A 26,131-nucleotide genomic window follows, 5' to 3' on the forward strand; every position below is an offset into this window, starting at 1 on the left:
GTCCCCGCTTATGCGTGGTCGATGACCAGGCCGTCGATCTCGTTGGCGACATCCTCGAAACTGTCGGTGACGCGCTCGAGGTGACGGAACAGCTCGCGGGCGATCAGGAAGCGCGTCGGGTTGGCCTCGCCATGCTCGCGGAACAGGCGCTTCAGCCCCACCGCGTGAATCTCGTCGGCATGGCCTTCCATCCGCACCAGCCGCTCGGTCAGCTCGTGCAACCGCGCGCCATTGGCACCGATGTTGCGGAGCAGCGGCAACGCTTCGGCGGTCAGCCGCGCCGCATCGACGATGATCCCGCCGATGTCGCGCATTTCGGGCTCGAATTCGGTGACGTCGTACAGATCGACAGCCCCCGCGGTCTTCTGCATTTCGTCGATCGCATCGTCCATCGACGCGATCAGGTCGGTGATGGCGCTGCGGTCGAACGGGGTCAGGAAGGTGCGGCGCACCGTCTGCAACACTTCGCGGGTGATCGCGTCGGCGTCATGCTCGCGTTCGATGATTTCCTGGACATGGTCGGCCATGCCCTCGCCGCCCTGCAACATCCGCGACAAGGCGTTCGCCCCGGCGACCAGCGTCGCGGCGTGACTTTCGAACAATTCGAAAAAATTTCCCTGTCGCGGCAGCAAACGCTGAAACCATGCGAACATCCAGCTAACCCCTGCCTTGTCTACTACATTGTGGACGACGCCGCGCGGCTGCGCGACGGCGCGAAAGCCGCTGTCGCCGAACGAGCGGATCAGCGCCTGCAAATCGGGCTCGTCGACCGCCGTCGCAGCGTCGCTGAACGAGAACCATTTGCGCTCGCGTTCATCCATTTCCTTCCACTCGTCGAGCTCGTTCGTAACGGCGAGCGGGAAGACTTCGACATTGTACATGATCGAGGCGCCGTTCGCCCGGCGTTTGCGATATTCATAGCTGCCGATTGGTGTCGGACACACCGCGCCGGTGACACCCGCCTCTTCCTCGGCCTCGACCGCCGCGGCGGCGTGACGCGTCATCCCCGACAGCGGATTGCCTTTCGGCACCACCCAGCGCTTCGTCTCGCGCGAGGTGATCAGCAGGATTTCGGTTGGCCCGTCCTGCGCTGGGCCGCCGAATCGATAGGGAAGGACAGCGATCTGCCGCATCGGGCCAAGGGTTTCCTGTGTTCGCTACGGCAGAGCTGCCGGAATATGACAAAGCGGCGTCGCCTCTATGACAATATTGTGACAGCGACAAGCCACAGCGGCGCGATCCGCCGCTTTCCGTAAACGTCAATTCGATTGCAAAATGCAACGTGGTGCGTAAGCTGCGTCCAAAGACAATTGGGAGACGACAACATGGCAGGCACCGCGACCATGGAACGCACGGCGGGCGAAACGGCTGCCCCCGTCGATCAGGATGTGCTGATCGTCGGCGCCGGCATTTCGGGCATCGGGATGGCGGTCCATCTTCAGATGAACTGCCCCGACCGCAGTTTCGGCCTCGTCGAACGGCGCGCCAACCTTGGCGGAACCTGGGATCTGTTCCGTTATCCCGGCATCCGCTCGGACAGCGACATGCACACGCTGGGTTTCGTGTTCGAGCCGTGGAAGCATGAAAAATCGATCGCCGACGGTCCCGCGATCCTCGATTATCTCAATCGCATCGTCGACGAGCGCGGCATCCGCGACCGCATCCGCTTCGAGCGCAAGGTGGTGGGCGCCGACTGGGACAGCGCCGCGGCGCGCTGGACGGTGACGATGGAGGACGGCCAGGGCGCGGTATCGACCACGACGGCGCGCTGGCTTTATCTCGGCTCGGGCTATTACGACTATGACAAGCCGTTCGACGCGCAGTTTACGGGGCGTGAGGATTTTCAGGGTCAGATCGTCCATCCCCAATTCTGGCCCGAAAATCTTGCCTATGCCGGCAAGAAGGTCGTCGTCATCGGATCGGGCGCAACCGCGGTCACCATCGTCCCGTCGATGAAGGAAGCCGCGCACGTCACGATGCTTCAGCGCACCCCGACCTGGTATTTCATCCGGCCGGCGAAGGACGGCTTTGCCAATTTCCTCCGCAAATTCCTGCCCGAAAAACTCGCGTACAAGATCACGCGCTTCAAGAATGTCCGCCTGCAGGACATCGCTTTTCGCCGCGCGCGCGAAAAACCCGAGAAGGTCAAAGACTATCTGACCAACAAGCTGAAGGCGAGCCTGGGCGATCGCTACGACGCCAAAGCCTTCACCCCGCCCTATGATCCGTGGGACCAGCGGCTGTGCCTCGTCCCCGATGCCGATTTGTTCGAAGCGATGAAGGCGGGCAAGGCGTCGGTCGTCACCGACCATATCGAAAAATTCGACGCGACCGGCATCCAGTTGAAGTCGGGCCAGCATCTCGACGCCGACATCATCGTCACCGCGACCGGACTCAACCTCGCGGTCGCCGGAAAAATCCCGGTGCGCGTCGATGGCGAAACCGTGAACTGGCATGAACATTATTATTACAAGGCGTGCATGTTCTCGAACGTCCCCAATTTTTCGGCGGTGTTCGGGTATCTCAACGCCAGCTGGACGCTGCGCGCCGACATCGTGTCCGAATATGTCTGCCGCGTGCTCAATCATATGCGCGACACGGGCACCAGCGTCGCAACCCCGGCGCTCGCCGACCCGGCGAGCCTCGAAGAGGAAAATGTCTTCGACTTCTCGTCGGGCTATATCCAGCGTTCGATGCACATCATGCCGAAAAGCACCGCCGCGCTGCCGTGGCGGCTCAGCCAGAATTATGTCCAGGACCGCATCGACATGCGAACGGGCGCGATCGACGACGGCGTGCTGCGCTTCGGACATGCGCGCGCCGCGGCAGCTGAAACGCCGGCGGCGGCGCTCGAAGCCGCCGAATAACCAGCCGGCAGCATCGGCGCTTTGGCGTAACACGCCGGGCGACCGGCAGCAGCATTTCGTGAAATGTCTCGACCTTTGACTGCGATACCGCCAAAATGGCTGCAATCGCGGTCGCACATTCGCCCTGCCTATATTTACACCTTACTCTATTCATAATAGATATTATGCTTTCCGGGGGGAGCAGAAATCATGAATAGCAACTTGAAACCCAGCTTTTTGCGCGGCGCAAAACTTGCCGTGCTCGTGATCGCCGCGCCGGCGCTGCTTTCGTCGTGCAAGGACGGCGGCTATGGCAGCGAGAAAGAGGTTGAGGCGGCGGGGGGCAGTTGCCCCGAAGGTTTCGGATGGGCCGAGGGGCTGCAGGGCTATCTGAACGCGGCCGCCACCATGCCGACCGCGATGAACGCCACCGCCGACGACTGCCTGTTCAACCAATGGTCGTGGGAAGCCTTCGTTTGGGCCAATGCGCCGATCGACGGCACACCGCGCTTTCTGACCTGGAAGGTGCCCGACGACCTGCTCACCAGCACGTCCGACGTGCCGCGCACCTCGCTGCTGCGGCTCGACGCGCACATGAAGCCGCTGCACATGGGCGCCAACGCACCGAGCCAGGACGGCGCGATCGTCGAGGCCGACGGCAGCATGCTGATCGGGCCGAACGGCTATCCCGTCTATGCGTCGAGCCACATGACCTCGAATTATTTCGACACCGTCAAACGCAACCTGATCGCCACCGGTGCCTATCAGAACAATCCGAACCAGGACGATTATTTCAGCGTCGGCGACGCGATCGTGAAGGCGACCTGGTATCGGCTCGCCGCCGGCGAAGCGCCGCCCGCGGGCGCCTATACGACGCAGGCCGAGGTGCCGGTGCTGCAGAACAATTGCAACGGCGCGAACTGCGCCGTCGTGCCGAGCGGCAAATATGAGACGGTGACCGTCGCGCTCGTCGGCATGCACGTCGTCGGTTACGTCGAGAACCATCCCGAGTTCGTCTGGGCGACCTTTGAGCACAAGCTCAACGCGCCGACGTTCCCCGACAACAGCTTCGTGTTCGACGCGAGCCAGAGCAACCCGAACAATTTCACTTTTTACAAGGCGGGGACGCCCTATTCGTCGCAGGCCTTGCTGGTGGAAACCAACAACAACCCCGCGACGGTCAGCTTCGACGCGGCGAAGGGGACCTTCTCGCCGATCACCCAGGTCGTGCAGATGAACCAGACCGGCGGCGACACCCAGCCGAACGGTCCCGCGAACATCACCGCGATCAACACCGCCTCGCAGGGGGCAGCGAAGAATTTCCCGAACAATTCGCCGCTGCCGAATTACAATTTGATCGGCACCGCGTGGTTCAAGCCCAACACGTATGTCACGACCAACGCGAATTGGGCGAACCTCAACCAGACCAATGCGGTCGGCGCGATCAGCCTGATGAACAGCACCGCCGAAACCTTTCTGCAGAGCGTCCAGGGGCAACAGGGCAAGAATTGCTTCGAATGCCACAGCGCTACGAGCTTCTCTTATAACGGCATCCAGCCCAAGCCGCTGACGCCGCGCCGCGTCGCGATCAGCCACATGGTCGCGATGGGATCGCCCTATGAGGTGCCCAACACGCTGCCGGTAAAGGCGGGCGGTACCGCGCCGACCGCAAAGGCGATGCCGAAAAAATAGAGCTGCACTGGGTCGCGGCCGCGTAATCCCGGGTCTGGAAAGGCCTGGGGTTATGTTTTTCGAGGGGCAGTTTAGGGATGATTTCTAAACCGCCCCCTATTTCCGTTTGTGTCGAGCGAAGTCGAGACACGCGAAGACTGGCTCCTCGCAAGCGTGTCTCGACTTCGCTCGACACAAACGGGATTTATATCGCTGCTTGCCGGCTATCACCTGAAAACCCACCCCTCAATCGACGTGCTCAGGCTTGTCCTTCGTCGAGCCCTTGGCAAAATCCTCGAGCTGCTTTTCGGTCATGCTGTCGGCCATCTGTTTCGAGACGCCCTTGAGGTTCGACTTCGGCGTGTCCCCGCGTTTGGCGCTGAGCGCGGCGCCGGCGGCTTTCTGCTGGGCTTTCGATTTGGCGGGCACGGTGTTTCTCCTTCGCCGCCCCGCTATCCGTTAACGATCATGCCGCCGTTCGGATGCAACACCTGGCCCGACATATAGCTGCTGTCGTCGCAGGCGAGGAACAGGAAACAGGGCGCGACCTCGTTCGGCTCCCCGGGGCGCTTCATCGGCGTGCCTTCACCGAAGGTTTCGACCTTTTTCGCGGGCGCGCCACCGCGCGGATTGAGCGGGGTCCAGATCGGACCCGGCGCGACCCCATTCACCCTGATCCCCTTGGCGACCAGATTTTCGCTGAGCGAGCGGGTGAAGGCCGTGATCGCGCCTTTGGTCGCGCTGTAATCGAGCAGCCCGCCCGACCCCTGATACATGGTGACGCTGGTGCAATTAACGATCGCCGCGCCCCTCTTCAGATGCGGCAGCGCCGCCTGGACCAGATAGAACATGCCGAAGATATTGGTCGCAAAGGTTCGCTGCAACTGGTCGGGGCTGATGTCGCGAATATCGTCGGCGGGATGCTGCTCGCCGGCATTGTTGACCAGGATGTCGAGGCGGCCGAGCTTCGCCACCGTCTGCGCGACGATCTTTTCGCCGGACTTCTCCTTGCCGACATCGGCCTTGATCGCGATGGCGCGGCGTCCCTCGGCCTCGACGATCGCGGCGGTCTCGACCGCGTCGGCGCGATTGTCGAGATAGACGATCGCCACGTCGGCGCCCTCGCGCGCGAACAGCGCGCACACGGCGCGGCCGATGCCGCTGTCGCCGCCGGTGACGATCGCGACTTTGCCGTCGAGACGCCCCGATCCCGGATAGCGCGGCTGCCATTTCGGCGCCCGGTCGAGATCGGCTTCGCGATGGGCGGGCGGTTTGGCGATGGTCTTCGCATCACCGACCGCGCGGCGCAGCTTGGTGGCGGCGCTCCGCTTGCCCTTTTTCTCTTTCGGGGTTTCGCCGACCTTGCCGGCTTTCGGCTGCTTGGCCATGCTTGCTTGCTTCCTTCAGTTCAGCGGCAGGAAATCGCGCGCATATTCGGGCTTCACCGCCTTCACGAGCGCCGCGGTGACGGGCATGTTGATCTTGTAGCTGCCCTCGGCGAACGGTCCGATTTCATAGGGCGCGATCGCGATCGTCATCCGGTCGAGATAGCGGCCGTCGGACGAGCCGAGCCAGACGGTCTGCGCCGACGCCGCGGGGCACGCGGCGAATGGTCCGTCGTCGTTCGCCGGCGGAACGATCCCCTTCGCCGCTTTGGCGCGGTCGATGCGTTCGCAGAAGGCGTCCTTGATCGCGGCGTCGAAGGCGTCGCCGCTGACGAACAGGTCGAGCGGTGTCAGGCGGATGGCGCGATTGCGATCCCACAGCAGGCTGTCGAAACTCGTCATGCCGTGGGCGCCACCCATATAAGTCTCGATCTCGGCCGACAGGCTGAGGAAGCGCGGCGTGTCGGTGACGCGCTGCCACGTCTGCAAATGGCTGTGCGGACGATAGGGAAAGCCCTCCTTTTCGGCCGCCGCCTTGTCGCGTTCGGCCGCGGCGATCAGGGCGTCGCGTTTTGTCGCGCGGTCGCCGTCGAGCCACGCCGCCAGGCCCGCGATCCGCGCCGCCTCGCGCGGGTAGCTGTACGCGAACTCGATCAGGTCGCTGCTTTCCTTGACGTCGGACGCCGCCGCCGTCGCGGCAGCCCTGTCCGCGGGGCTGGTGGGCGGCGCGCCGGGGACCGCGGCGGCCGCGGCCTTCTCCGCCGGCGTTTCAGTCTCCTCCGCGCAGGCAGCAAGGGTCAGCGCGGCAAGCAGGATGAGGGCGCGATATTGGTGGGGTGTGGCGATCGTCATGCAGCCATAACGCCGGGAATCGACAAAATATCCCCGCGCGCCTAGCAAATGGGCATGACCGATTATTCCGACCTGATCCAGCCCGACAAGGGGCAGGCTGCGCGCACCATCCACCTCGTCGACAAACAGAGCTATGACGGCTGGCTGAAAGGCCGCAGCGCGCGCGAACGCGCCGCGCTCGCCGCCGCCGCCTATAAACCCGACGGCTATGCCCATGCCATTCTGCCCGGCGACGATCCCGAAAGCTGGTCGGTCGTTACCGCGGTGGCCAAGGTCGACAGCCTGTCGGCGTGGTGCCTCGCCAAGCTGGCGGCGGTGCTGCCCGAGGGACGCTACCGCCTCGCCGAGGGCCAGCCCGGCAAGGCGCTGTTCGGCTGGATGAGCGGCCAATATCGCTTCGACCGCTACCGCCCCAAGGCCGAGCCGCGCGCGCCGCGGGTGTTGCTGACCAGCGACGTCGGGACGGTCGCGCCGATGGTTGCAGAGATGCGGGCGGTCGCACTGGTCCGCGACATGGTCAACACCCCCGCCGCCGACATGGGGCCGGCGGCGATCGAAAAGGAGGCCGAGCGCATCGCCAAGGCGCATGGCGGCAAGCTGACCGTCACCAAGGGCGAAGCGCTGGAACAGGGCTATCCGATGATCCACGCCGTCGGGCGTGCGGCGGCCAAGCATCACGCCCCGCGGCTGATCGAGATCGTGTGGGGCAAGGACGCACATCCGCGCGTGGCGCTCGTCGGCAAGGGGATCAGCTTCGACAGCGGCGGGCTCGACATCAAGCCCGCATCGGGCATGCGGCTGATGAAAAAGGACATGGGCGGCGCCGCGCACGCGCTGGCGCTCGCCGAACTGGTGATGGCGGCGGGGCTGCCGGTGCGCCTGCACTGCCTGGTCGCCGCGGCCGAAAATGCCATTTCTTCCGACGCCTTCCGCCCCGGCGACGTGCTGACCAGCCGGCTGGGGCTGACCGTCGAGATCGGCAACACCGATGCCGAGGGGCGGCTTGTCCTGGCCGACGCCCTGACGAAAGCCGGCGAGAACAATCCCGAACTGATCGTTGATTTTGCAACCCTGACCGGGGCGGCGCGCGTCGCGCTCGGCCCCGACCTGCCGCCGCTCTATGCCAATGACGACGCACTCGCCGATGCGATGCTGGCGGCAGGCACCGACCGCGACGACCCCTTGTGGCGGATGCCGCTGTGGGACGGGTATGCCGACCTGCTCGAAACCGACATCGCCGACCTCGGCAACGCCGGCAGTTCGCCCTTCGCCGGATCGATCACCGCCGCCCTGTTCCTGAAGCGCTTCATTCCCGACGGCGTCGCCTGGGCGCATCTCGACACCTTCGCGTGGCGTCCCGCGGCGAGGCCGGGGCGGCCCAAGGGCGGCGCGGCGCTCGGCCTGCGCGCCAGCTGGGCGATGCTGCGCGCCCGCTACGACCGCCGCGGCAAGGCCGAACAATCTTGATCAAGCGGCCCCGGCTGGGCTAATGCCGCGCGATTGTCCGCCGGGGGCGGGGCTCGCGTTTTTACAGGACGGCATGTGACAGCAGAAAGTGGCGATAATTCAGCGGCAAACCGGGTGCGCATGGGCCGCCCGGGGCTGGTCGGCGCCGGCCGCGATCGCTTTGGCCTGTCCGGCACGTCGCAGGCCTATGACCCTCGCATCGTCGCGATCCGCCCCGACCTTGCCGATATTGCCGTCGCCGGCCAGCATTTCGCGCCGCATTATGCCGCCCCGATGATGCGCAGCGGGGCGCTGCCCGCCGCCGCGCTGCGCGCCGAACCCTCGCTTGCCGCCGAACGGACGAGCGAGCTGCTCTATGGCGAAGGATTCGCGCTGCTCGACCTGACCGGCGGCTGGGCCTGGGGCTATTGCCTCGCCGACCATTATGTCGGCTATCTCGCCGCCGACGCCCTCGCCGTGCCGATCGCGCCGACCCACCGCGTCCACGCCGCCGAGGCGATATTGCACGCCGCCCCCGATGCGGCGAGCGGCGGCCCCGCGGTCCTGCCGCGCGGCGCGCTGGTGATGGGCGAGATCGAGGGCGAATGGCTGCGAACCTCGCACGGCTTTCTGCCGCTCGCCGCGATGGTCGATGTCGGCACCGAGCAGGACGACCCTGCCACGGTTGCCGAAGACATGATCGGAGCGCCCTATGTCTGGGGTGGGCGCACCGCCAAGGGGATCGATTGCTCGGGTCTCGTCCAGCTCGCGTGGAGCGCCGCCGGCGTCCAGTTGCCGCGCGACAGCGACCTGCAGCTGGCCGCGCTCGGCGCCGACAAGGATATCGATGCCGCCAGCCTGACGCGCGGCGACCTCGTCTTTTTCCCCGGCCACGTCGGCATCATGGCCGATGAACGCACGCTCGTCCACGCCAGCCAGCACGGCATGGCGGTGGCCGCCGAGCCGCTCGCCGACGTGATCGCGCGCTTCGCGGCCGAGGGTCACGCCGACCCGGTGAGCGGCATGAAGCGGGTGCGCTGAGATGGCGCAAACGGTTTTCATCGATGGCGCGGCTGGCACGACGGGGCTGGAAATCGCCGAGCGGCTCGCGGGGCGCAGCGAATTTGCGCTCCTGACCCTCGCCGACGCCGAGCGCAAAGACGCCGCGCGGCGCGCCGAGGCGCTGAACGCCGCCGATTTCGTGATCCTATGTCTGCCCGACGCCGCGGCGATCGAGGCGGTCGCGATGATCCGCAACGACCGCACGAAAGTGATCGACGCCTCGACCGCGCACCGCGTGGCGCCCGACTGGACCTATGGCTTTCCCGAACTGAGCGCGGCGCAGCGCGATGCGATCGCCGCGGCGACGCGGGTCAGCAACCCCGGCTGTTATCCGACCGGCTTCCTCGCCCTGGTCGCGCCGCTGGTCGCGGCGGGGATCGTCGCGCGCGAGACGCATTTGAGCGTCAACGCCGTGTCGGGCTATTCGGGCGGCGGCAAGGAGTTGATCGCGCGGTTCGAGGCCGAGCCCGATATCGGGTTTCGCAGCTATGGCCTGTCGCTGAACCACAAGCATGTGCCCGAAATGCAGCAGGGCGCCGGCCTGCGACACCCGCCGCTGTTCGCGCCCGCGGTCGTCCCCGTTTATCGCGGGATGCTGGTCGAAGTGCCGCTGAGCTTCGATGCGCCGACCGCCGATGCGGCCTATGACGCGCTGGCCGCGCATTTCGACGGCTCGCCGCTCGTGTCGGTGCGCCGCGGCGACGAGAGCGAATTGGTGCTGAGCCGGAACGACGACGCGACCGACCGGATGGAGCTGATGCTGTTTTCCGACACCGCAGGCCGGCAGTTACGGCTCGTCGCGCGGCTCGACAATCTGGGCAAGGGCGCCAGCGGCGCCTGCGTCCAGAATCTCAACCTCATGGCCGGCTTGCCCGAAACCGCGGGCCTGCGGCTCTAAGCGGCGATCAATGCACCGTGTCGAGCGCGGCTTCGATCGACAGATAGGTGATCAGCCGCTCGATCTGACGCCAGCGGGCGAAGTGCAGGTGGTTGCCCAGCACGCGGAACTGTTCGGCGCGCGCTGCGGCCGCAAAACCGGCTTCCTCGCCATGCTGGTCGATCAGCGCATGGGCGTCATCGACCGCGGCGCGGTCGGCTAGAAAAGGTGCTGGCAGCTGCATGGAGACCCCGGTCCGTTGCGTGACGGCTTCTCCTACCGCGCCCTCCTCACCGCCCCGTTCCCGATAGTGATGAACGGCGGGGTAAGGTTAACTCCGATCCGCCCGCCATTAACCCTGCCAGCCACTTTTTCGGCTCTTTGCCGTTGCGCTTCGCGCGTGTAGACAGGCGGCATGCGCAAGATCCTGAAATATGTCGCCCTCGCCCTGCTGCTGCTGATCGTGATCGGCGGCATCGTCCTCTACGTCATGTCGCGCCCCGACGTGGCGCGTTTCTCGACCGCCGAACTCAGCGGCCGGGTGCCGGTGATGGCGGGGCAGAAAACCGAAACATTTCCGACGATCAATGTGCCCGAAGCGACAAGCTGGCCGGCCGGTCAGGCGCCGCGTGCGGCGGCGGGGCTGGCGGCGCAGCGCTTTGCCCACGGGCTCGACCATCCCCGCACCATGCTCGTGCTGCCCAATGGCGACGTGCTGGTCGCCGAGGCGCAAAGCCCGCCGCGCGACACCTCGGGGATCGAGGGCAAGATCATGGGCAGCCTGATGAGCAAGGGCGGCACCGGCCGCCGTCCGTCCGCCAACCGCATCACCCTGCTCCGCGACGCCGACGGCGACGGCAAGGCCGAGGTCAAGACCGCCTATATCACCGGCCTCAACTCGCCATACGGCATGGCGCTGGTCGGCACGACGCTCTACGTCGCCAACACCGACGCACTGCTCGCCTTTCCCTATGTCGAAGGCGCAACGAAGATGAGCGGCCGGCCGGCGAAGATCGTCGATCTGCCGGCCAAGGGCACCAACCGCCACTGGACGAAAAGCCTGGTCGCGGCGCCGAACGGCTGGCTCTACGTCGGCGTCGGCGCCGACAGCAATATCGGCGAAAAGGGCATGAACCGCGAAATCCGCCGCGCCAGCGTGCTCGAAGTTCGCCCCGAGAACAAATATATGCGCACCTTCGCCGCGGGCATCCGCAACCCCGTCGGGCTGGCCTTCTACCCCGGCAGCGACCGGTTGTGGACGGTGGTCAACGAGCGCGACATGCTCGGCAGCGACCTGGTCCCCGACTATCTGACCGACGTCACCGAAGGCGACTTCTATGGCTGGCCCTGGTATTATTGGGGCGGCTTCGTCGATCCGCGCGTCGAACCCGAGGCCGAAGACCGCCGCCAATATGTGAAGCGCCCCGAATATGGCCTCGGCGCCCACACCGCGCCGCTCGGCATGACCTTCACCACCGGGCTCGACCTGGGCGAGCGCTGGGCGAACGGCGCGCTGATCGCGCTGCACGGATCGTGGAACCGCGAGCCGGCGGCGGGATATAGCGTGGTGTTCGTGAAATTCGGGGCCAATGGCAAGCCCGTCGATGCACTGCCGGTGACCTTGCTCGACCGGTTCCTCGCCAGCGACGGCGAGACGACGCGCGGGCGGCCGGCCGACGTCAAGGTTGCGAAGGACGGCAGCGCGCTGGTCGCCGACGATACCGGCGGGGTGATCTGGCGGGTCGCGAAGGCGGGGTGACCCCGCCCCGAACCGTCCATCAATTGCCGTCGGGACTTTCGCCGTGCGAGATCGTGGCCAGCTTGCCCATGACCTCGACGATCGATTGCGCCTCGTCCATGCAACGTCCATATTCGGTCGCGCGATTGGCTTGAACGAAGCGCAGCAGATCGGCCGTGATGAGGTCGTCGAGGGCAAGCGACGGGCTGCGGCCCTCGATCCTTCCGGCAAAGTAGCCGGCCAATATCTGCATCCCCTGCTCGTCAATCGGCGGCTCGTCGGCGGCGGGCCGATCGACGCGGTCGGCTATCGCCAACAGGCAGATCGCATCGGCGCGGTTCTGATCGTTGATCGTCTGCGCTGACACTCCGGTCGTGACCGCGGCGGACATGACCGCCGCAATCATCAACGGGAGCGTCCGGCGCATCAGACTCGCATCGGCATCAGCACGTACAGCGCCGGGCTCTTTTCGCTTTCGCGGATCAGCGTCGGGGCATTTGCGTCGGCCAGGTGCAGCTCGACCGTGTCGCCGTCGACCTGGCCAAGGATGTCGCTGAGGTAGCGCGCATTGAAGCCGATTTCCATCGCCTCGCTGTCGTACACCGCCGCCACTTCTTCGGCGGCAGTGCCGTTTTCGGGGCTCGTCACCGACAGGGTGATGCGGTCCTTGTCGAGGCCGACCTTGACCGCGCGGGTCTTTTCGCTGGCGATCGTCGAGACGCGATCGACGCCTTGGTAAAGGCTTTTCGGATCGACCTTGAGCAACCGGTCGTTGGCGGTCGGGATGACGCGGCTGTAATCGGGAAAGGTGCCGTCGATCAGCTTAGACGTCAGCACCGCGTTGCCGAGCTGGAAGCGGATCTTGGTCGCCGACAGGCTGATTTCGACATTGCCCTCGGCCTCGTCGAGCAGCTTGCGGATCTCGGCGACGCATTTGCGCGGCACGATGACGTCGGGCATCGCGCTGGCGCCGTCGGGGCGGGTGACGGTGTAGCGCGCCAACCGGTGACCGTCGGTCGCCGCGGCCTTCAGCACCGGCCCGGTCGCATCCTCGGCGACGTGCAGGAAGATGCCGTTCAAATAATAACGCGTTTCCTCGGTCGAGATCGCGAAGCGCGTCTTGTCGATGATCTGGATCAGTTCGGCGACCGGCAGTTCGAAATTGGTCGGCAGGTCACCCTCGGCGATCACCGGAAAATCGTCGCGCGGCAGCGTCGGCAGGTTGAAGTTCGACCGGCCGGCCTTGACCTGCATCTTGCCCTCGGCTGCGGCCAGGCTGACCTCCGACCCTTCGGGCAGCTTGCGGGCGATTTCGAACAATGTGTGCGCCGACACCGTCGTGGTGCCGGCGGTCTCGACCTTCGCCGCGATCGTTTCGACGACCTGCAGGTCGAGGTCGGTTGCCATTAGCTTCAACTGGCCCGACGCGTCGGCTTCGATCAGGACGTTCGACAGGATCGGGATGGTATTGCGCCGTTCGACCACCGACTGGACGTGGCCGAGGCTCTTCAACAACACTGCGCGTTCGATCGTCGCTTTCATTCTAAATCCGCCATCCTAAATGTTCGCGCGGGAGAAGTCCCTGAAAGGGCGGAACCCACAGGCACGACCGCGCCCCGATTCCCTGCCCCCGAAAATGCCCACCTTCCTTAACGCACGCACCGCGCCGTGCAAGCCATGCTTGCAAAGCATCCCCATTCGCGCGAACGAGGCGCGATGCGGCGGATCGCCTCCCTTTTCCTGATCGTGACGGCGGTGCCGGTGGCGGCGCTTGCGGCACCGCGCACCGCGCTGGGCATCTTCGACGGCTGGGGCGCCTTTCGCGATCCCGCCGCGGCGCGCTGCTATGCGATCGCCGCCCCCGCGGCGACGATCGGTACCCCGCAGGTCAAAGCCTATGCCAGCGTCGGATATTGGCCCAAATCGGCGATCCGCGGCCAATTCTATGTCCGCCTGTCGAAACCGCGCAGCGCGGCACGCGACTTGCGGCTGACGATCGGCAGCCGGCGGTTCGTGCTGACCGGCAACGGCGCGCACGGCTGGGCGAGCGACCCGCGGATGGATGCCGCGATCATCGCCGCAATGCGGTCGGCCCCCAGCATGAGCGTGGAGAGCGCGACCGCCGCGGGGCGCGCGATCGCCGACACCTATCGCCTGCGCGGCGCGGCGACGGCGATCGACGCCGCGGCGCTGGGGTGCGCGCGGTTCGGGTAATCGACCAGAAGGGATACCAATGGAGAAGCTACTGAAGGTCCTCGCCATATTGGCTGGCGTCCTGGCCGCATTTTTTTCGACCGTGCCGATGATCGGCCTCCTCGTCTGTCCCGGCTTTTTCGAAGCCGGTTGCGGCACGAATGAAAGCCCGAGGCTTGCGGCCGCGCTGTTGGCGTCGGCGATCGTGGGAATTCTTGTGTGCTGGCTATGTCATCGGCTGATCACGATCGCCCGGCGCTGAACCGGGTACCGGCCCCCTAATCCCGCGCCATTTTCGTCAGCGCCGCCGCCAGAAAATCGAGCACCGTCCGCACCCGCGGCACATGGCGCAGCCTTTCGTGGGTCAGTAACCACAGCCCGGTGATATCCTCGGCCATCGGCGGAAGGCAGCGGATCAGATCGGGTTCGCGGTCGGCCAGAAAGGCGGGCAGGACGCTGAGCCCCATGCCGGCGCGCACCCCGGCGAGCAGTCCCGACGCACTGTCATATTGCATCACCACCGACTCCTCCAGCCCATGGCGCCGCAGCCAGGCCTGATAGGGTTCCCACACCCCGCCGCCGCCGCCGATGAACGGATGTGCCGCGAGCTCCTCGCGGCCGTGCGGAATGCCGTGGCGGTCGGCATAGTCGCGGCTGCAATAGACACTCCACGGATTGTCGGCGATGCGCCGCCCGACCAGGCCGGCTCCCGACGGCTGCTTGCTGCTGCGGATCGCGATATCCGCCGCGCCGGCGGCCAGGTCGCGCGCCTCGTCGGCGGTGTCGAGCCGGATATGGATGTCGGGATGCGCGGCGCGGAGGTCGCGCAGGATCGGCGGCAAGACGGTCACCGCAAAGATTTCCATCGCCGTCAGGCTGACGGTGCCGCCCGCGTCGCGCGAGCGTGCGCCGGCCGCCTCGCCGAAGCGATCGGCGGCGTCGCGCACCGTCAGCGCGTGTCCCACCATCGCCTCGCCCACCGGGGTCAGCGCATATCCCGCCTGCCGCCGTTCGAAGAGGTTGAGACCCGTCGCCTCCTCGAGCGCGGCGATACGCCGGGCGACGGTCGTCTGGCTGACGCGCAGCGCTTGGGCGGCGGACAGGGTGCTGCCGCTCTCGGCAACGGCCAGAAAGGCCTTCAGGTCGTTCCAGTCGTACATGACACCTTGTGCGCCATAATCGCCCGCGGCTCATTCTGCAATTTTGCAGAATGGGTGCGCAAACTCGTTGCTCCTGCGGCTCCGGCCAATCGCCTATCTGTGCGGCACCGGCTCCTCCCCTCCTCCTCTTCCGCCGGCCGATGGAGACTCAAGATGCAAAAGCTTCTGATCCTCGCCGCCCTCGCTGCCGCTTCGTTCGGCCAGCCCGCGTCGGCGCAAACCGCGCCCACCAACCCCAGCGTCACCGTGGCGCACAAGGACCTCGACCTGGCGACTGCCGCCGGCGCCAAGGCGCTCGACCGCCGCATCTGGCGCGCCGTGGTCGACGTGTGCGGCACCGCGCCCGACTATGACATTGAGGGCAAGAACGAGGTGCGGAAATGCCGCCGCGACACACGGCGCGTCGCCTCGGCGCAGGCCGATGTCGTGGTCGCCGACGCCGCGCGCGACCAGCCGATCCGGGTCAGCTCGATCCGCAACTGACCGGCGGGCCTATGTTGCAAGGCCCGTCAAAGCCGGGGCCATGATCCGGGCACGATCATGGTCCCGGCTTGTTATTGAGACACGGCCGCAGAGGGGTGGTGAGCGGATCGGCGTATCCCGCGGCTCACCCGCGCGCGTCAAACGCCATCCGCGCCCTCGCCACCTGTTCCAGATTGGCCTCGGCCCACACCCACACGCCGCAAAAGGCTTCGCCGAGGCTGTGCCCCAATTCGGTCAGGCAATATTCGACCTTCGGCGGAACGACGGGATGGACCGTGCGCACCACCAGCCCGTCGCGCTCCATCGCGCGCAGGGTCTGCGTCAGCATCTTCTGGCTGATGCCGGGTACCCGGCGCGACAATTCGGTGAAGCGGCAGGTGCCGTGATCCTCCAGCTCTTCGAGCACGAGCAGGGTCCATTTGTCGGCGACTCGGCCGATGAGCTCGTTGACCAGCGTTTCGACACGCGGATCGACCGGGGCATTCGGATCATAAGCGATTTTTTGGGGTGCGGGCATGGCGGAAAATCCAAATCTCTCTTTTCGGTGCCTATGGCACTTTGGGGTGCCTACTTTCATTTGGAGAGTATAGGGATATCTACGCGGTCTCACCACCCCCGAAGGAGGCCATCCATGAAAACCACAGGCAACACCATCCTCGTCACCGGCGGCGGCTCGGGCATCGGGCTGGCGCTCGCCCAGCGCTGGCACGACGCGGGCAACACCGTCATCGTCACCGGGCGCAACGCCGCAAAGCTGGAGGCGGCGATCGCCGGGCGAGCGAACATGTCGGCGGCCCAGCTCGACGTGACCGATGCAGACGCCATCGCAGCCTTCGCCAAGGACATCGTCGCCAAGCACCCGAACCTCAATGTGCTGGTCAACAACGCCGGCATCATGGGCACCGAAGACGCCAGCGCCAAGCGCGACCTGGCAGAGGCCGAGGCGACGGTCGTCACCAACATTCTCGGTCCGATCCGGCTGACCGACGCGCTGGTCGATCATCTCGCGGCGCAGGCGGACGCGGCGATCGTCAACGTCACGTCGGGCCTGGCGTTCGTGCCGCTGCCGAAGGCGCCGACCTATTCAGCTACGAAAGCCGCGATGCACAGCTATTCGGTGTCGCTGCGCGCGCAGCTCGAAGGTCGCGTAGAAGTGATCGAGCTGGCGCCGCCCGCGGTGCGCACCGACCTCACCCCCGGCCAATCGACACGCGAGGGCTATATGCCGCTGGGCGAATTTGCCGACGAAGTGATGGCGCTGTTTGCAAAGGTGCCGACGCCCGACGAAATCCTCGTCGCCAACGTGCTGCCGCTGCGCAATGCCGAGGCGGCGGGCAATTTCCCGCAGGTGCTCGAAATGCTGAAGTCGCTATGACCTGAATCCCCTCCCGCGTGCGGGAGGGGATTTTTGCTTGCGCCATCCGCGCCAGATCCGACACTTAATTACATCACCTCTTGCCCGCGCGCGCCGGTTGGCGCATGATTGCCCCCGAACGATACGGAAAGACGCCTATGGCGCGCCATATCGAAGAAACGGCAACGGAGAGGGAGATGCCGGAATGACTGTAACGAGCCGCTGTGACGCGATTGCCCGCGAACGGCATCGCACGCTCGATTTCATCGGCCTGCGCGCCCACGCGACGACGGTCGGGCTGATCCAATTGTGCGAGGAACTGCTCAACGCCGGGGTGCTGAGCCCCGATGGCCTCGAACGGATCAAGGGCGCGATCCGCTCCGAACTCACCGTGTGCAACGCCCGCATTTCGAACCAGCCGACCTTCGACGACACGCTGAAGCGCCGGCTCGACGCGATCTTTCCGCAAGCGCCGGGCAAGCCGCCCGAGGAGCAGGTCGGATCGCTCGACCATTTCGAAGAGGTGCTGGGCGAAGCTCGGCCGAACTGACCCGCGCTCCCGCCCCCACCGGGGCGGGGCTTGTGTTGCGCAAAGCGCGCTTCCCCACTATATCGCCGCGATCATGCAGATTCCCGGCCATATCGACCCCGTCACCACGGGCACCGTCCCGCTGCGCGGCGGCAACCGCATCGACCTGGTCGGGCTGACCCGCGACGCGATCGGCGGGGTGCTGGTCGAGGCGGGACTCGATGCGAAGGCGGCGAAGCTGCGCGCCAAGCAGATCTGGCACTGGATCTATCACCGCGGGGTCACCGATTTCGAGGCGATGACCGACATCGCCAAGGCGATGCGTCCTTGGCTGACCGACCGTTTCATCATCGGCCGCCCGACGGTGCGCGAAGCACAGGTGTCGAGCGACGGGACGCGCAAATGGCTGCTCGCCGCCGCCGACGGCCAGGAATATGAAATGGTCTTCATCCCCGACGCCGATCGGGGAACGCTCTGCGTGTCGAGCCAGGTCGGTTGCACGCTCAATTGCCGCTTTTGCCACACCGGCACGATGCGCCTCGTCCGCAACCTCGGGGCGGGCGAGATCGTCGGGCAGGTGATGCTGGCGCGCGACGAACTGGGCGAATGGCCCAAGGGGACGATGGCGGGCTTCGGCCCCGATCCCGAGGACGACGACGAGGAAGGCGGTCATTACACCGCCGATGGCCGCATCCTGACCAACATCGTGATGATGGGCATGGGCGAGCCCTTGTATAATTTTGAAGAGGTCAAAGGCGCGCTGAAGATCGTGATGGACGGCGACGGGCTGGCGCTGTCGCGCCGCCGGATCACGCTGTCGACCAGCGGCGTCGTGCCGATGATGGCGCGCGCCGGCGAAGAGATCGGGGTCAACCTCGCAGTCTCGCTCCACGCGGTGTCGAAGGAAATTCGCGACGAGATCGTGCCGCTCAACCGCAAATATGGCATCGACGAATTGCTGAAAGCATGCGCCGCCTATCCGGGCGCCGGCAATTCGCGGCGCATCACCTTCGAATATGTGATGCTGAAGGACAAGAACGACAGCGACGACGACGCCCGCGAACTGGTCCGGCTGATCAAACATTATGGCCTGCACGCCAAGGTCAATCTGATCCCCTTCAACCCCTGGCCCGGCGCGATGTATGAATGTTCGACCCCCGAGCGGGTGCGCGCCTTCAGCAACCTGATTTTCAAGGCCGGGATTTCGGCCCCGGTGCGCACCCCGCGCGGGCGCGACATCATGGCGGCGTGCGGGCAGCTCAAGAGCGCCGCGACCAAGCCGACCCGCGCCGAACTCGACCGGATCGCCGAGGAAAAGCAGGCCGCGCTCGGCTGAAGCGGCGCCGCGGCGTCTTGCCTCCCCTTCCAAAAACCCCCTGAAATCCGCGGATTATGCGGGGGTGCCAACGCATAGCTATTCTATACTGTGTGGTAAAATTAACACAGGTAAGAAAATTGTCACATTGCGACGCATTCGTTCATTGAAGCGACAGGCGCGAACGCCATTTAGGGCGTGGCCGCGACCCAAAGGGCGTGGCCTGATTGACGAAAAGGAACATAAAATGAAAAAGTTCGCAGTTGCCGCCGCTCTCCTCTCGGCCGTCGTTGCCACCCCCGCTCTCGCGGCTCCGGCCGGCGAAGGCCATGTCGAAGTTCGCGGCGGTCTGATCACCGGCAACGGGATCGACGAAGGCACGATCGGCCTCGCAGCAGGCTATGATTTCGACCTCGGCAGCACCACCTTCGTCGGCGCCGAAGTCGCCGGCGACAAGGTTCTCGTCGACGGTTCGGACGTCCAGTTCTCGGCCGGCGGCCGCGTCGGCGCCAAGCTCGGCGACGCCGGCAAGCTCTACGCCACCGGCGGTTACACCTTCAGCGACATCGACGATCCCTATGTCGGTGCCGGCTACCAGCACAAGTTCGGCCAGAACGTCTACGGCAAGGTCGAATATCGCCACCAGTTCATCAGCAACTTCGGCGATTTCGACAGCTTCGTCGCCGGCGTCGGCTTCGCTTTCTGATCCTTCGGACTGCGATACGAACAGGAAGGGGCGGCCCGCGCGGGTCGCCCCTTTTCATTTCCGCGCCGCCGGTTCACGGTGCGGCGATGACGGCATTGGCATATATCGGGGCAGCGCTGGCCGAGATCGCGGGCTGCTTCGCCTTTTGGGCGTGGCTGCGGCTCGACAAGTCGATCTGGTGGACGGTGCCCGGCATCGCGTCGCTGGTGCTGTTCGCGTGGCTGCTGACGCTGGTCGATGCCGACCATGCCGGCCGCACCTATGCCGCCTATGGCGGGGTCTACATCGCCGCTGCGCTGCTCTGGCTGTGGGCGGTCGAGGGCGCCAAGCCCGACCGCTGGGACCTGATCGGCGCCGCGGTGTGCCTGACCGGTGCGGCGATCATCCTGTTCGGCCCGCGGGGGAGCTAGGCTTCGATCCTCCCTGTGGCAAAGCCATGGGGAGGTGGCAGCGGCGGAGCCGCTGACGGAGGGGCTATGACGCAACGTCGCGGCCCCTCTACCATCCGCTTCGCGGCCTCGCGGGGAGCAACGCGCCCCGCGCGTTCCTTTTAACCCGCTCGCTCCCCCTCCCCATCGCTTCGCGACAGGGAGGATCACATTACTCCGCTTGCGGCAGCGCCTGTGCGATCAGCGGCGCCAGCCCCTCGGCGATCACCGTCACCCCCTTGGCATTGGGATGGACATTGTCGCCAAGCATCAGCGCCCTGTCGGTGACGACATTGTCGAGGATGAAAGGATAGAGGCTCGCGTCATATTTGGCGGCCAGTTCGGGATAGATGGTGTTGAACGCCTGCGCATAATCGCCGCCCATGTTCGGCGCCGCGATCATCCCGGTGAGCAACACCGGAATCTCGCGTTTCTGCAGCTCGGCGAGCATCGCGTCGAGGTTGGTGCGGGTTTCGCCAGGCTGGACCCCGCGCAGCATGTCGTTGCCGCCGAGCCCGAGGAGGACGAGCGCCGGCTTCTTCTGCGCGCTGTCGAGCACATAGGTCAGCCGCTGGCGCCCCGCCGCAGTGGTGTCGCCCGACACCCCGGCGTTCTGGACGCGCGCAACGACGCCGTCGGCGGCGAGCGCGGCCTGAAGCTGCGGCGCCAGTCCTTCCTTCGGCCCGAGCTGATACCCCGCATACAAGCTGTCGCCGAACGCGATCACCAGCGGGGCGTCGGCGGGCACGGCGGCCGCCGCTTTCCCCGCACTTCGGTCATTCGTCGAAGCCGGCGGGTTTTCCGCCGATCCGCACGCGGCGAGCGGTTGGCAAAGCGCGATTGCGCAACCATATGTCAGATAAGAGCGCCATCCGGCCGTTCTCATTTCAAAGGGTCCTCTCCTTGCCCGACGCCGACCGACAATCGCCGACCGTGGCGATCGCCGCCCATAATGTGACGCTGACACTCGGCAGCGACAAGGCCCCCGTCGAAATTTTGCGCGGCGTCGATCTGGAGGTCGAAGCCGGCACCTCGGTCGCGCTGCTTGGGCCATCGGGATCGGGCAAAAGCTCGCTGATGGCGGTGCTCGCGGGGCTGGAGCGCGCCAATGGCGGCAGCATCCGCGTCGCCGGGCTCGATTTCGCCGCGATGGACGAGGACGACCTCGCACGGGCGCGGCGCGGGCGGATCGGCATCGTCCTCCAGGCCTTCCACCTGCTGCCGACGATGACAGCGCTCGAAAATGTCGCGGTCCCGCTGGAACTCGCAGGCATGGCCGACCCGTTCGCGCGCGCCGCCGCCGAGCTCGAAGCGGTCGGGCTCGGCCACCGCCTGTCGCATTATCCCTCGCAGTTGTCGGGCGGCGAGCAGCAACGCGTCGCCATCGCGCGCGCGATGGCGAGCGGGCCTGCGATCATCTTTGCCGACGAACCGACCGGCAACCTCGACACCGCGACCGGCCATGCGATCATCGACCTGATCTTCGCGCGCCGCGCCGCGCTCGGCGCGACGCTACTGATCATCACGCACGACCCCGAGTTGGCGGCGCATTGCGACCGCGTCGTGACGATGCACGACGGCAAGATCGAAGAGCGGGCCGCCTAGATGCTCCCCCTCGCCTCCCTCTGGCGCATCGCGCGGCGCGACCTCGCGTCGCGCATTCGCGGCCTTCGCCTGCTGGCCGTCTGCCTGTTCCTCGGCGTTGCGACGCTCGCGGCGATCGGCAGCCTGACGCGCGGCATCACCTCCGAACTCGAAGTGCGCGGCCAGACGATCCTCGGCGGCGACGTCGAATTCGAACTGCCGCAGCGCGAGGCGACGCCCGAAGAAATGGAGGCGTTCCGGCGTATCGGCACGCCATCGTCGACGGTGCGGATGCGCGCGATGGCGAACGATCCCGACGGCGACGCGCTGCTCGTCGAACTGAAGGCGGTCGATGCCGCCTATCCGCTTTACGGGTCGCTGCGGCTGGAGAGCGGTGTGCGGCGCGGGCCGCCGCCGCCGGGAAGCGTGTGGATCGGCGCGGACCTTGCCTCGCGACTCGAGCTGAAAACCGATTCGCGAGTGAAGTTCGGCGAAAAAACGTTCCTTATCGACGGGATCATCGCCGAAGAGCCCGACCGCCTGGGCGAAGGATTCACGCTGGGACCGGTAGCGATTATCGGGCTTGGCGACCTGCCGGCGACCGGGCTGATCCAGCCGGGCAGCCTGTATGAAAGCAAATATCGCGTCCGTCTGCCGGGCGGCGCCGACCCCGCTGCGGTCGGCAAGGCGCTGACCGCCGAATATCCGGGCGCCGGCTGGGACGTGACCGACAGCGGCAACGGCGCGCCGGGCACCCGGCGCTTCATCGAGCGCATGGGGCAGTTCCTGTCGCTCGTCGGGCTGGCCGCGCTGGTGATCGCGGGGATCGGTGTCGGCAACGGCGTCGCCAGCTACCTTGCCGGCAAGCGTCCGGGACTCGCAACGCTGAAGGTGCTGGGTGCCGACAGCGCGACGGTGCTGCGCATCTACGGCATGCAGATCCTCGCGGTCGCCGCAGTCTCGATCGCTGCCGGGCTGGTCGTCGGCGCGCTGGCACCCGCTGCGATCGGCTGGGTCGCGGGCGATGTGCTGCCGGTGCGGCCGGGGCTCGCCATTTATCCGCTGCCGCTCGCGGTCAGCGCCGCCTATGGCATGCTGATTGCGATCGCCTTTGCCCTGCCGCCGCTCGCCGCGACGCGGCATGTGCCTGCGGCCGGACTGTATCGCGCAACGGTCGATGGCGCGGGCCGGATCGACCGCCCGGCGCTGGTCGCCGTCGCCATCGCGCTGATCGCGATCGTCGCGCTTGCAGTCGGCACCGCGCGCGAGCCGCTGTTCGCGCTGTCGTTCATCGGCGCTGCGGTCGGCCTGCTCTTGATCCTCGTCGGGCTCGGCTGGCTGGTCCGCCGCACCGCCAGCCGCATGCCGCGCCCGCGCCGCCCGCTGCTGCGCCTCGCGCTCGCCAATTTGCACCGGCCCGGCGCCGCGACCGGCGCACTGGTCGTCGCGCTCGGACTCGGGCTGACATTGTTCGTGACGCTTGCGGCGATCCAGACCAGCATCACCAACGAAATTTCACGCACCGTGCCGCAACGCGCGCCGAGCTTTTTCGTCCTCGACGTTCCGCGGGACGGCGCCGCGGCGTTTCGCACCCTCGTCACCGACGCCGCGCCCGACGCCGAGGTCAATCTGATCCCGGCGCTGCGCGGCAGCGTCACCGAATATAAGGGCCAGCGCGTCGACGAGCTGGCCGAACTGCCCGAAGGGGCATGGGTGCTCCGCGGCGACCGCGGCCTGACCTATAGCCCGACACTCCCGGACGGTAGCGAACTGGTTGCGGGGCAATGGTGGGCCGCCGATTACCGCGGCCCGCCGCTGGTCAGCGTCGAACAGGAGGTCGCGACCTCGCTCGACCTCGCGATCGGCGACACGATCAGCGTCAATGTGCTGGGGGTCGAGGTGCAGGCAAAGGTCGCCTCGCTGCGCACCGTCCAGTGGGACAATTTCGGACTGAATTATGTGCTGGTTTTCTCACCCGGCACCTTCGACGCCGCGCCGCACAACATGGTCGCGACGGTCGCAGTCCCGCCGGGCGCCGAAGCAGGGCTGGCGCGCAGCATCCCGCGCACCTTCCCGTCCGCCTCGCTGATCGCGGTGCGCGACGTCGTCAGCCAGGTGACGACGCTACTGACCCAGATGAGCCAGGCGATCGCCGCCGCCGCCAGCATCGCGATCCTCGCCGGCATCGCGGTGCTGATCGGCGCGATCGCGGCAAGCCGCGAGCGGCGCGTCTATGACAGCGTGATCCTGAAGCTGCTGGGCGCGACCCGCGGGCAGATATTGGGCGCGCAGGCGATGGAATATGCCGTGCTCGCGGCGATCCTCGCGGCACTGGCGCTCGGGCTCGGGCTGCTCGCGGCGCGCTATGTCGTCGTCAGCCTGTTCGATTTCACCTTCGCCCCCGATCCGGTCATCGTCGGCGCGACGCTGATCGGCGGCGCGGGGCTGTCGTTCCTGATCGGCATCGCAGGCAGCTGGCCGCTGCTGTCGGCCAAACCCGCGCAGGCGCTGCGCAGCCTTTAGTTCAGGATCCGCACCACCGCGGCGACCGCGGCGACGCCCAGCACAACCGCGACCATCGTCTGCCACACATGCGGAGCGACGCGGCCGAAGTGGCGGCCGCCGATCCAGTTGCCAAGCCACATCGGCGCGAACAGCAACAACGACAGGATGATCAGTCGCCCGCTGGCGATACCGACCCACAAGGCGGCGAGCGTGCCCGCAATGGCGGTGGCGAAAAAGATCAGCATCATCGACGCCCGCGCGGTCGTCGGCGCCAGCGCGCTCCGCAAGTAAAAGGGTACCACCGGCGGCCCCGGCATCGCCGCAAAGCCGGTCAATATTCCTGAGACGGCTCCAGTGGCGCCGACCGCCAGTCGGCCCGGGCGATGACCCTCGGGCTGCTTGGGCAACAGTACGGCGACGAAGGCACCCACCGCCACCAGCGTGATGAGCAGCCGCGCGACATCGGGGGTCGTCGCCTTCAGCGCGACCATTCCGAGCGGCGTCGTCGCCATCGCGATCAGCGCGATCGGCATCGCGGTCGCCCGATCGGCATCGGCCAGAATTACCTTCAGGCCCACCGGGCCGATCAGCAGTTGCAGCAGGATGCCCAGCACCACCGCCTCCCCCGGCGTCACGATCAGGCCGAGCAGCGGCACCAGGATGATCGCCATGCCAAAACCGGTGAGGCCGCGCACATAGGCGGCGCCAAAGGTCATCGCGGCAGCGCCGGCGAGGGTCAGGGGCGCGAGGCCGACGAGCGATGCGATGGGGTCCATCGCGCGGCGGATACCGCAGCAGGCCCCTGCCGCCTAGCCCCTGCCGCCGAGCCCCTCAGCCGACCGGCCAGAGAGCGCCCACCGGACGCTCGAGCACTGCCGCCGCGACGGCGTGCAACCGAGGCGGATCGAAACGCCCGGCGCGCACAGCCTCGGCCAGCCACGCCTCGATCGATCCGCCGCTCTCGATCCAGCGGTCCTGGAGCAGCATACCGTAAATGGCGCCGGCGAGGACATGGATGCCGTCATCGGCCTTGCGCCAGCGGTCGGCGGGATTGCGCGCCACGCCGAGCGCCTCGCTGATCAGCTGGTCGAGCGCTTGCGCCATGTCCTCGTTGAGCATGCCGTCGAGCGTCGTATAGCCCCATTGGGGATCGTGGTCGGCGACGATGCGCGGGATCAACGGATCCCTGGCGAGCACCGCCAGCGCCGCGCGGGCGACGACGCCGTCCATCGGCAGCGGCGGGTGCAGCATTTCGTGCGCGGCGATGCGGACAGTGGTCGCGGTGTCGTAATCGACCGCCTGCAGGAAGGTCTGGCCCTGCATCTTCACGCCATGCGGTTTCGAAAAGGCGAGCAGCACGACATTGATCACGGGGTCGAAGGTTCGCCCGGTCAGCTTTTCCTGCCAGTGCACTACGTCATAGCCGGCGAGCGAGCGCGCCACCTCGGCCGTCCTCGCGTCGAAATCAGCCCCGATCGTCTCACGGCGAAACGCGCCAAAGCCGGCGTCGCGCATCGCGGCGAAGATGCTGCGCAGCCGCGGACCCTGTTGCGTCAGCCAACGCCACTCGGCGTCCGACCCGTTCGGATCGCGCTTATAGCTCGGCCCGACGCGCGCCTCGAGATCGCCGAGCAGCGCGATGATCGAAGCGAGCGTCGTTACCCCCGCACCGCTCAGCGCGTTGGCAAGCTTGGGCCACAGCAGCCCGAACGGCGACGCATCCGATTCGTCGGTCAGCTTCGGAATGTCGGCGCGGATCGCCGCGGGCAATCGCGCCGCGAAGGCATCGGCCTCGGCAGCGTAATAGCGGCGATATAGGTCGCGGCCGGAGAGCGCACCGAGAAAGGCGATCGCATCATAACCTTCGGATTCGACCACGTTCCAGCGCGTGCGCATCGGGGCTTTGGCCGGCTGCGCGCTGGCGCGAAGGCCCCGCAAGGCAGCGACGGTCGGGACGGCCAGCGTGGCGGCGATAAAAAGACGGCGGTTCATGCCGG

General features: G+C 66.6%; 28 protein-coding genes. 16 read left to right on the plus strand and 12 right to left on the minus strand.

The features are described from left to right. Positions 1 to 8: 8 nt before the first annotated feature. Positions 9 to 1,133 carry a DUF47 family protein gene (locus tag HEQ22_RS11025; protein WP_432767943.1) on the minus strand — a complete coding sequence of 375 codons (1,125 nt, stop codon included), beginning with the start codon at positions 1,131 to 1,133 and terminating at the stop codon, positions 9 to 11. 192 nt (positions 1,134 to 1,325) lie between these two features. On the opposite strand from HEQ22_RS11025, the gene HEQ22_RS11030 reads away from it, so the two are divergent. Both HEQ22_RS11030 and HEQ22_RS11035 read left to right on the plus strand, forming a co-directional pair. Next, the gene (locus HEQ22_RS11030; RefSeq protein ID WP_432767944.1) at positions 1,326 to 2,867 is read left to right on the plus strand and encodes a flavin-containing monooxygenase; all 1,542 of its coding nucleotides are present in this window, start codon (positions 1,326 to 1,328) and stop codon (positions 2,865 to 2,867) included. Between the two features lie 189 nt (positions 2,868 to 3,056). After that, a complete protein-coding gene (locus tag HEQ22_RS11035) occupies positions 3,057 to 4,538 on the plus strand; it encodes a hypothetical protein (RefSeq protein WP_432767945.1) in 1,482 nt (493 codons plus the stop codon). A gap of 225 nt (positions 4,539 to 4,763) precedes the next feature. Here HEQ22_RS11035 and HEQ22_RS11040 read toward each other — a convergent pair whose 3' ends face one another. The 3 genes from HEQ22_RS11040 to HEQ22_RS11050 are packed head-to-tail and all read right to left on the minus strand — an operon-like array spanning position 4,764 to position 6,754. Next, a complete protein-coding gene (locus HEQ22_RS11040) occupies positions 4,764 to 4,946 on the minus strand; it encodes a DUF3008 family protein (RefSeq protein WP_432767946.1) in 183 nt (60 codons plus the stop codon). Positions 4,947 to 4,969: 23 nt separating this feature from the next. After that, the gene (locus HEQ22_RS11045) at positions 4,970 to 5,905 is read right to left on the minus strand and encodes an SDR family oxidoreductase (RefSeq protein ID WP_432767947.1); all 936 of its coding nucleotides are present in this window, start codon (positions 5,903 to 5,905) and stop codon (positions 4,970 to 4,972) included. A gap of 15 nt (positions 5,906 to 5,920) precedes the next feature. After that, positions 5,921 to 6,754, minus strand: coding sequence for a PdaC/SigV domain-containing protein (locus tag HEQ22_RS11050; RefSeq protein ID WP_432767948.1), 834 nt, complete (start codon positions 6,752 to 6,754; stop codon positions 5,921 to 5,923). A 54-nt stretch (positions 6,755 to 6,808) separates the two neighbouring features. Between HEQ22_RS11050 and HEQ22_RS11055 the strand changes: the two genes are divergently transcribed. The 3 genes from HEQ22_RS11055 to argC all read left to right on the plus strand — a co-directional run bounded on the left by HEQ22_RS11055 (position 6,809) and on the right by argC (position 10,160). Next, entirely contained in the window at positions 6,809 to 8,221 is a 1,413-nt protein-coding gene (locus tag HEQ22_RS11055) for a leucyl aminopeptidase family protein (protein ID WP_432767949.1), read from the plus strand. A gap of 75 nt (positions 8,222 to 8,296) precedes the next feature. Further along, positions 8,297 to 9,241, plus strand: a complete 945-nt coding sequence (locus HEQ22_RS11060; RefSeq protein WP_432767950.1) for a C40 family peptidase — start codon at positions 8,297 to 8,299, stop codon at positions 9,239 to 9,241. A 1-nt stretch (position 9,242) separates the two neighbouring features. After that, positions 9,243 to 10,160, plus strand: coding sequence for an N-acetyl-gamma-glutamyl-phosphate reductase (gene argC, locus HEQ22_RS11065; RefSeq protein ID WP_432767951.1), 918 nt, complete (start codon positions 9,243 to 9,245; stop codon positions 10,158 to 10,160). Between the two features lie 7 nt (positions 10,161 to 10,167). Here the strand turns inward: argC and HEQ22_RS11070 are convergent, their stop codons facing one another. Beyond that, positions 10,168 to 10,383 (minus strand): hypothetical protein, encoded by a 216-nt coding sequence (locus HEQ22_RS11070; protein ID WP_432767952.1) that lies wholly within the window; start codon positions 10,381 to 10,383, stop codon positions 10,168 to 10,170. 171 nt (positions 10,384 to 10,554) lie between these two features. Here HEQ22_RS11070 and HEQ22_RS11075 point away from each other — a divergent pair, with 171 nt between their 5' ends. Then, positions 10,555 to 11,898 carry a PQQ-dependent sugar dehydrogenase gene (locus tag HEQ22_RS11075; protein WP_432767953.1) on the plus strand — a complete coding sequence of 448 codons (1,344 nt, stop codon included), beginning with the start codon at positions 10,555 to 10,557 and terminating at the stop codon, positions 11,896 to 11,898. A 19-nt stretch (positions 11,899 to 11,917) separates the two neighbouring features. Here the strand turns inward: HEQ22_RS11075 and HEQ22_RS11080 are convergent, their stop codons facing one another. Both HEQ22_RS11080 and dnaN read right to left on the minus strand, forming a co-directional pair. Then, positions 11,918 to 12,304: a hypothetical protein gene (locus HEQ22_RS11080; protein ID WP_432767954.1), complete on the minus strand. Its 387-nt coding sequence runs from the start codon at positions 12,302 to 12,304 to the stop codon at positions 11,918 to 11,920. Continuing rightward, positions 12,304 to 13,419 (minus strand): DNA polymerase III subunit beta, encoded by a 1,116-nt coding sequence (dnaN, locus tag HEQ22_RS11085; protein ID WP_432767955.1) that lies wholly within the window; start codon positions 13,417 to 13,419, stop codon positions 12,304 to 12,306. The genes HEQ22_RS11080 and dnaN overlap by 1 nt, the downstream gene beginning before the upstream one ends. A gap of 174 nt (positions 13,420 to 13,593) precedes the next feature. Between dnaN and HEQ22_RS11090 the strand changes: the two genes are divergently transcribed. Continuing rightward, positions 13,594 to 14,091, plus strand: coding sequence for a hypothetical protein (locus HEQ22_RS11090; protein ID WP_432767956.1), 498 nt, complete (start codon positions 13,594 to 13,596; stop codon positions 14,089 to 14,091). 19 nt (positions 14,092 to 14,110) lie between these two features. Beyond that, complete coding sequence (locus HEQ22_RS11095) at positions 14,111 to 14,332, plus strand: hypothetical protein (protein WP_432767957.1); 222 nt, start codon at positions 14,111 to 14,113, stop codon at positions 14,330 to 14,332. Positions 14,333 to 14,348: 16 nt separating this feature from the next. Here the strand turns inward: HEQ22_RS11095 and HEQ22_RS11100 are convergent, their stop codons facing one another. Further along, positions 14,349 to 15,230 (minus strand): LysR family transcriptional regulator, encoded by an 882-nt coding sequence (locus HEQ22_RS11100; RefSeq protein ID WP_432767958.1) that lies wholly within the window; start codon positions 15,228 to 15,230, stop codon positions 14,349 to 14,351. Positions 15,231 to 15,383: 153 nt separating this feature from the next. Between HEQ22_RS11100 and HEQ22_RS11105 the strand changes: the two genes are divergently transcribed. After that, the gene (locus tag HEQ22_RS11105) at positions 15,384 to 15,713 is read left to right on the plus strand and encodes a UrcA family protein (protein WP_432767959.1); all 330 of its coding nucleotides are present in this window, start codon (positions 15,384 to 15,386) and stop codon (positions 15,711 to 15,713) included. Positions 15,714 to 15,837: 124 nt separating this feature from the next. On the opposite strand, the gene HEQ22_RS11110 is transcribed toward HEQ22_RS11105, so the two are convergent. Continuing rightward, positions 15,838 to 16,230, minus strand: a complete 393-nt coding sequence (locus HEQ22_RS11110; protein WP_432767960.1) for a winged helix-turn-helix transcriptional regulator — start codon at positions 16,228 to 16,230, stop codon at positions 15,838 to 15,840. A gap of 114 nt (positions 16,231 to 16,344) precedes the next feature. Here HEQ22_RS11110 and HEQ22_RS11115 point away from each other — a divergent pair, with 114 nt between their 5' ends. From HEQ22_RS11115 to HEQ22_RS11135, 5 genes are all read left to right on the plus strand, one after another. Continuing rightward, the gene (locus HEQ22_RS11115) at positions 16,345 to 17,088 is read left to right on the plus strand and encodes an SDR family oxidoreductase (RefSeq protein WP_432767961.1); all 744 of its coding nucleotides are present in this window, start codon (positions 16,345 to 16,347) and stop codon (positions 17,086 to 17,088) included. A 184-nt stretch (positions 17,089 to 17,272) separates the two neighbouring features. Next, complete coding sequence (locus tag HEQ22_RS11120) at positions 17,273 to 17,617, plus strand: hypothetical protein (RefSeq protein WP_432767962.1); 345 nt, start codon at positions 17,273 to 17,275, stop codon at positions 17,615 to 17,617. Between the two features lie 73 nt (positions 17,618 to 17,690). Further along, complete coding sequence (gene rlmN / locus HEQ22_RS11125; RefSeq protein ID WP_432767963.1) at positions 17,691 to 18,932, plus strand: 23S rRNA (adenine(2503)-C(2))-methyltransferase RlmN; 1,242 nt, start codon at positions 17,691 to 17,693, stop codon at positions 18,930 to 18,932. A gap of 226 nt (positions 18,933 to 19,158) precedes the next feature. Next, complete coding sequence (locus HEQ22_RS11130) at positions 19,159 to 19,617, plus strand: outer membrane protein (protein WP_432767964.1); 459 nt, start codon at positions 19,159 to 19,161, stop codon at positions 19,615 to 19,617. 86 nt (positions 19,618 to 19,703) lie between these two features. After that, entirely contained in the window at positions 19,704 to 20,027 is a 324-nt protein-coding gene (locus HEQ22_RS11135; protein WP_432767965.1) for a YnfA family protein, read from the plus strand. Between the two features lie 190 nt (positions 20,028 to 20,217). Here HEQ22_RS11135 and HEQ22_RS11140 read toward each other — a convergent pair whose 3' ends face one another. Beyond that, positions 20,218 to 20,931, minus strand: coding sequence for an arylesterase (locus HEQ22_RS11140; protein ID WP_432767966.1), 714 nt, complete (start codon positions 20,929 to 20,931; stop codon positions 20,218 to 20,220). 17 nt (positions 20,932 to 20,948) lie between these two features. Between HEQ22_RS11140 and HEQ22_RS11145 the strand changes: the two genes are divergently transcribed. Both HEQ22_RS11145 and HEQ22_RS11150 read left to right on the plus strand, forming a co-directional pair. Further along, complete coding sequence (locus tag HEQ22_RS11145) at positions 20,949 to 21,650, plus strand: ABC transporter ATP-binding protein (RefSeq protein WP_432767967.1); 702 nt, start codon at positions 20,949 to 20,951, stop codon at positions 21,648 to 21,650. Next, entirely contained in the window at positions 21,651 to 24,152 is a 2,502-nt protein-coding gene (locus HEQ22_RS11150; protein WP_432767968.1) for an ABC transporter permease, read from the plus strand. On the opposite strand, the gene HEQ22_RS11155 is transcribed toward HEQ22_RS11150, so the two are convergent. After that, positions 24,149 to 24,910 carry a TSUP family transporter gene (locus HEQ22_RS11155; protein WP_432767969.1) on the minus strand — a complete coding sequence of 254 codons (762 nt, stop codon included), beginning with the start codon at positions 24,908 to 24,910 and terminating at the stop codon, positions 24,149 to 24,151. The genes HEQ22_RS11150 and HEQ22_RS11155 overlap by 4 nt on opposite strands. Before the next feature lie 55 nt (positions 24,911 to 24,965). After that, positions 24,966 to 26,126, minus strand: a complete 1,161-nt coding sequence (locus HEQ22_RS11160; protein ID WP_432767970.1) for a hypothetical protein — start codon at positions 26,124 to 26,126, stop codon at positions 24,966 to 24,968. Between the last annotated feature and the right edge of the window lie 5 nt (positions 26,127 to 26,131).

Source organism: Sphingopyxis sp., assembly GCF_050916055.1.
Classification (GTDB): domain Bacteria; phylum Pseudomonadota; class Alphaproteobacteria; order Sphingomonadales; family Sphingomonadaceae; genus Sphingopyxis.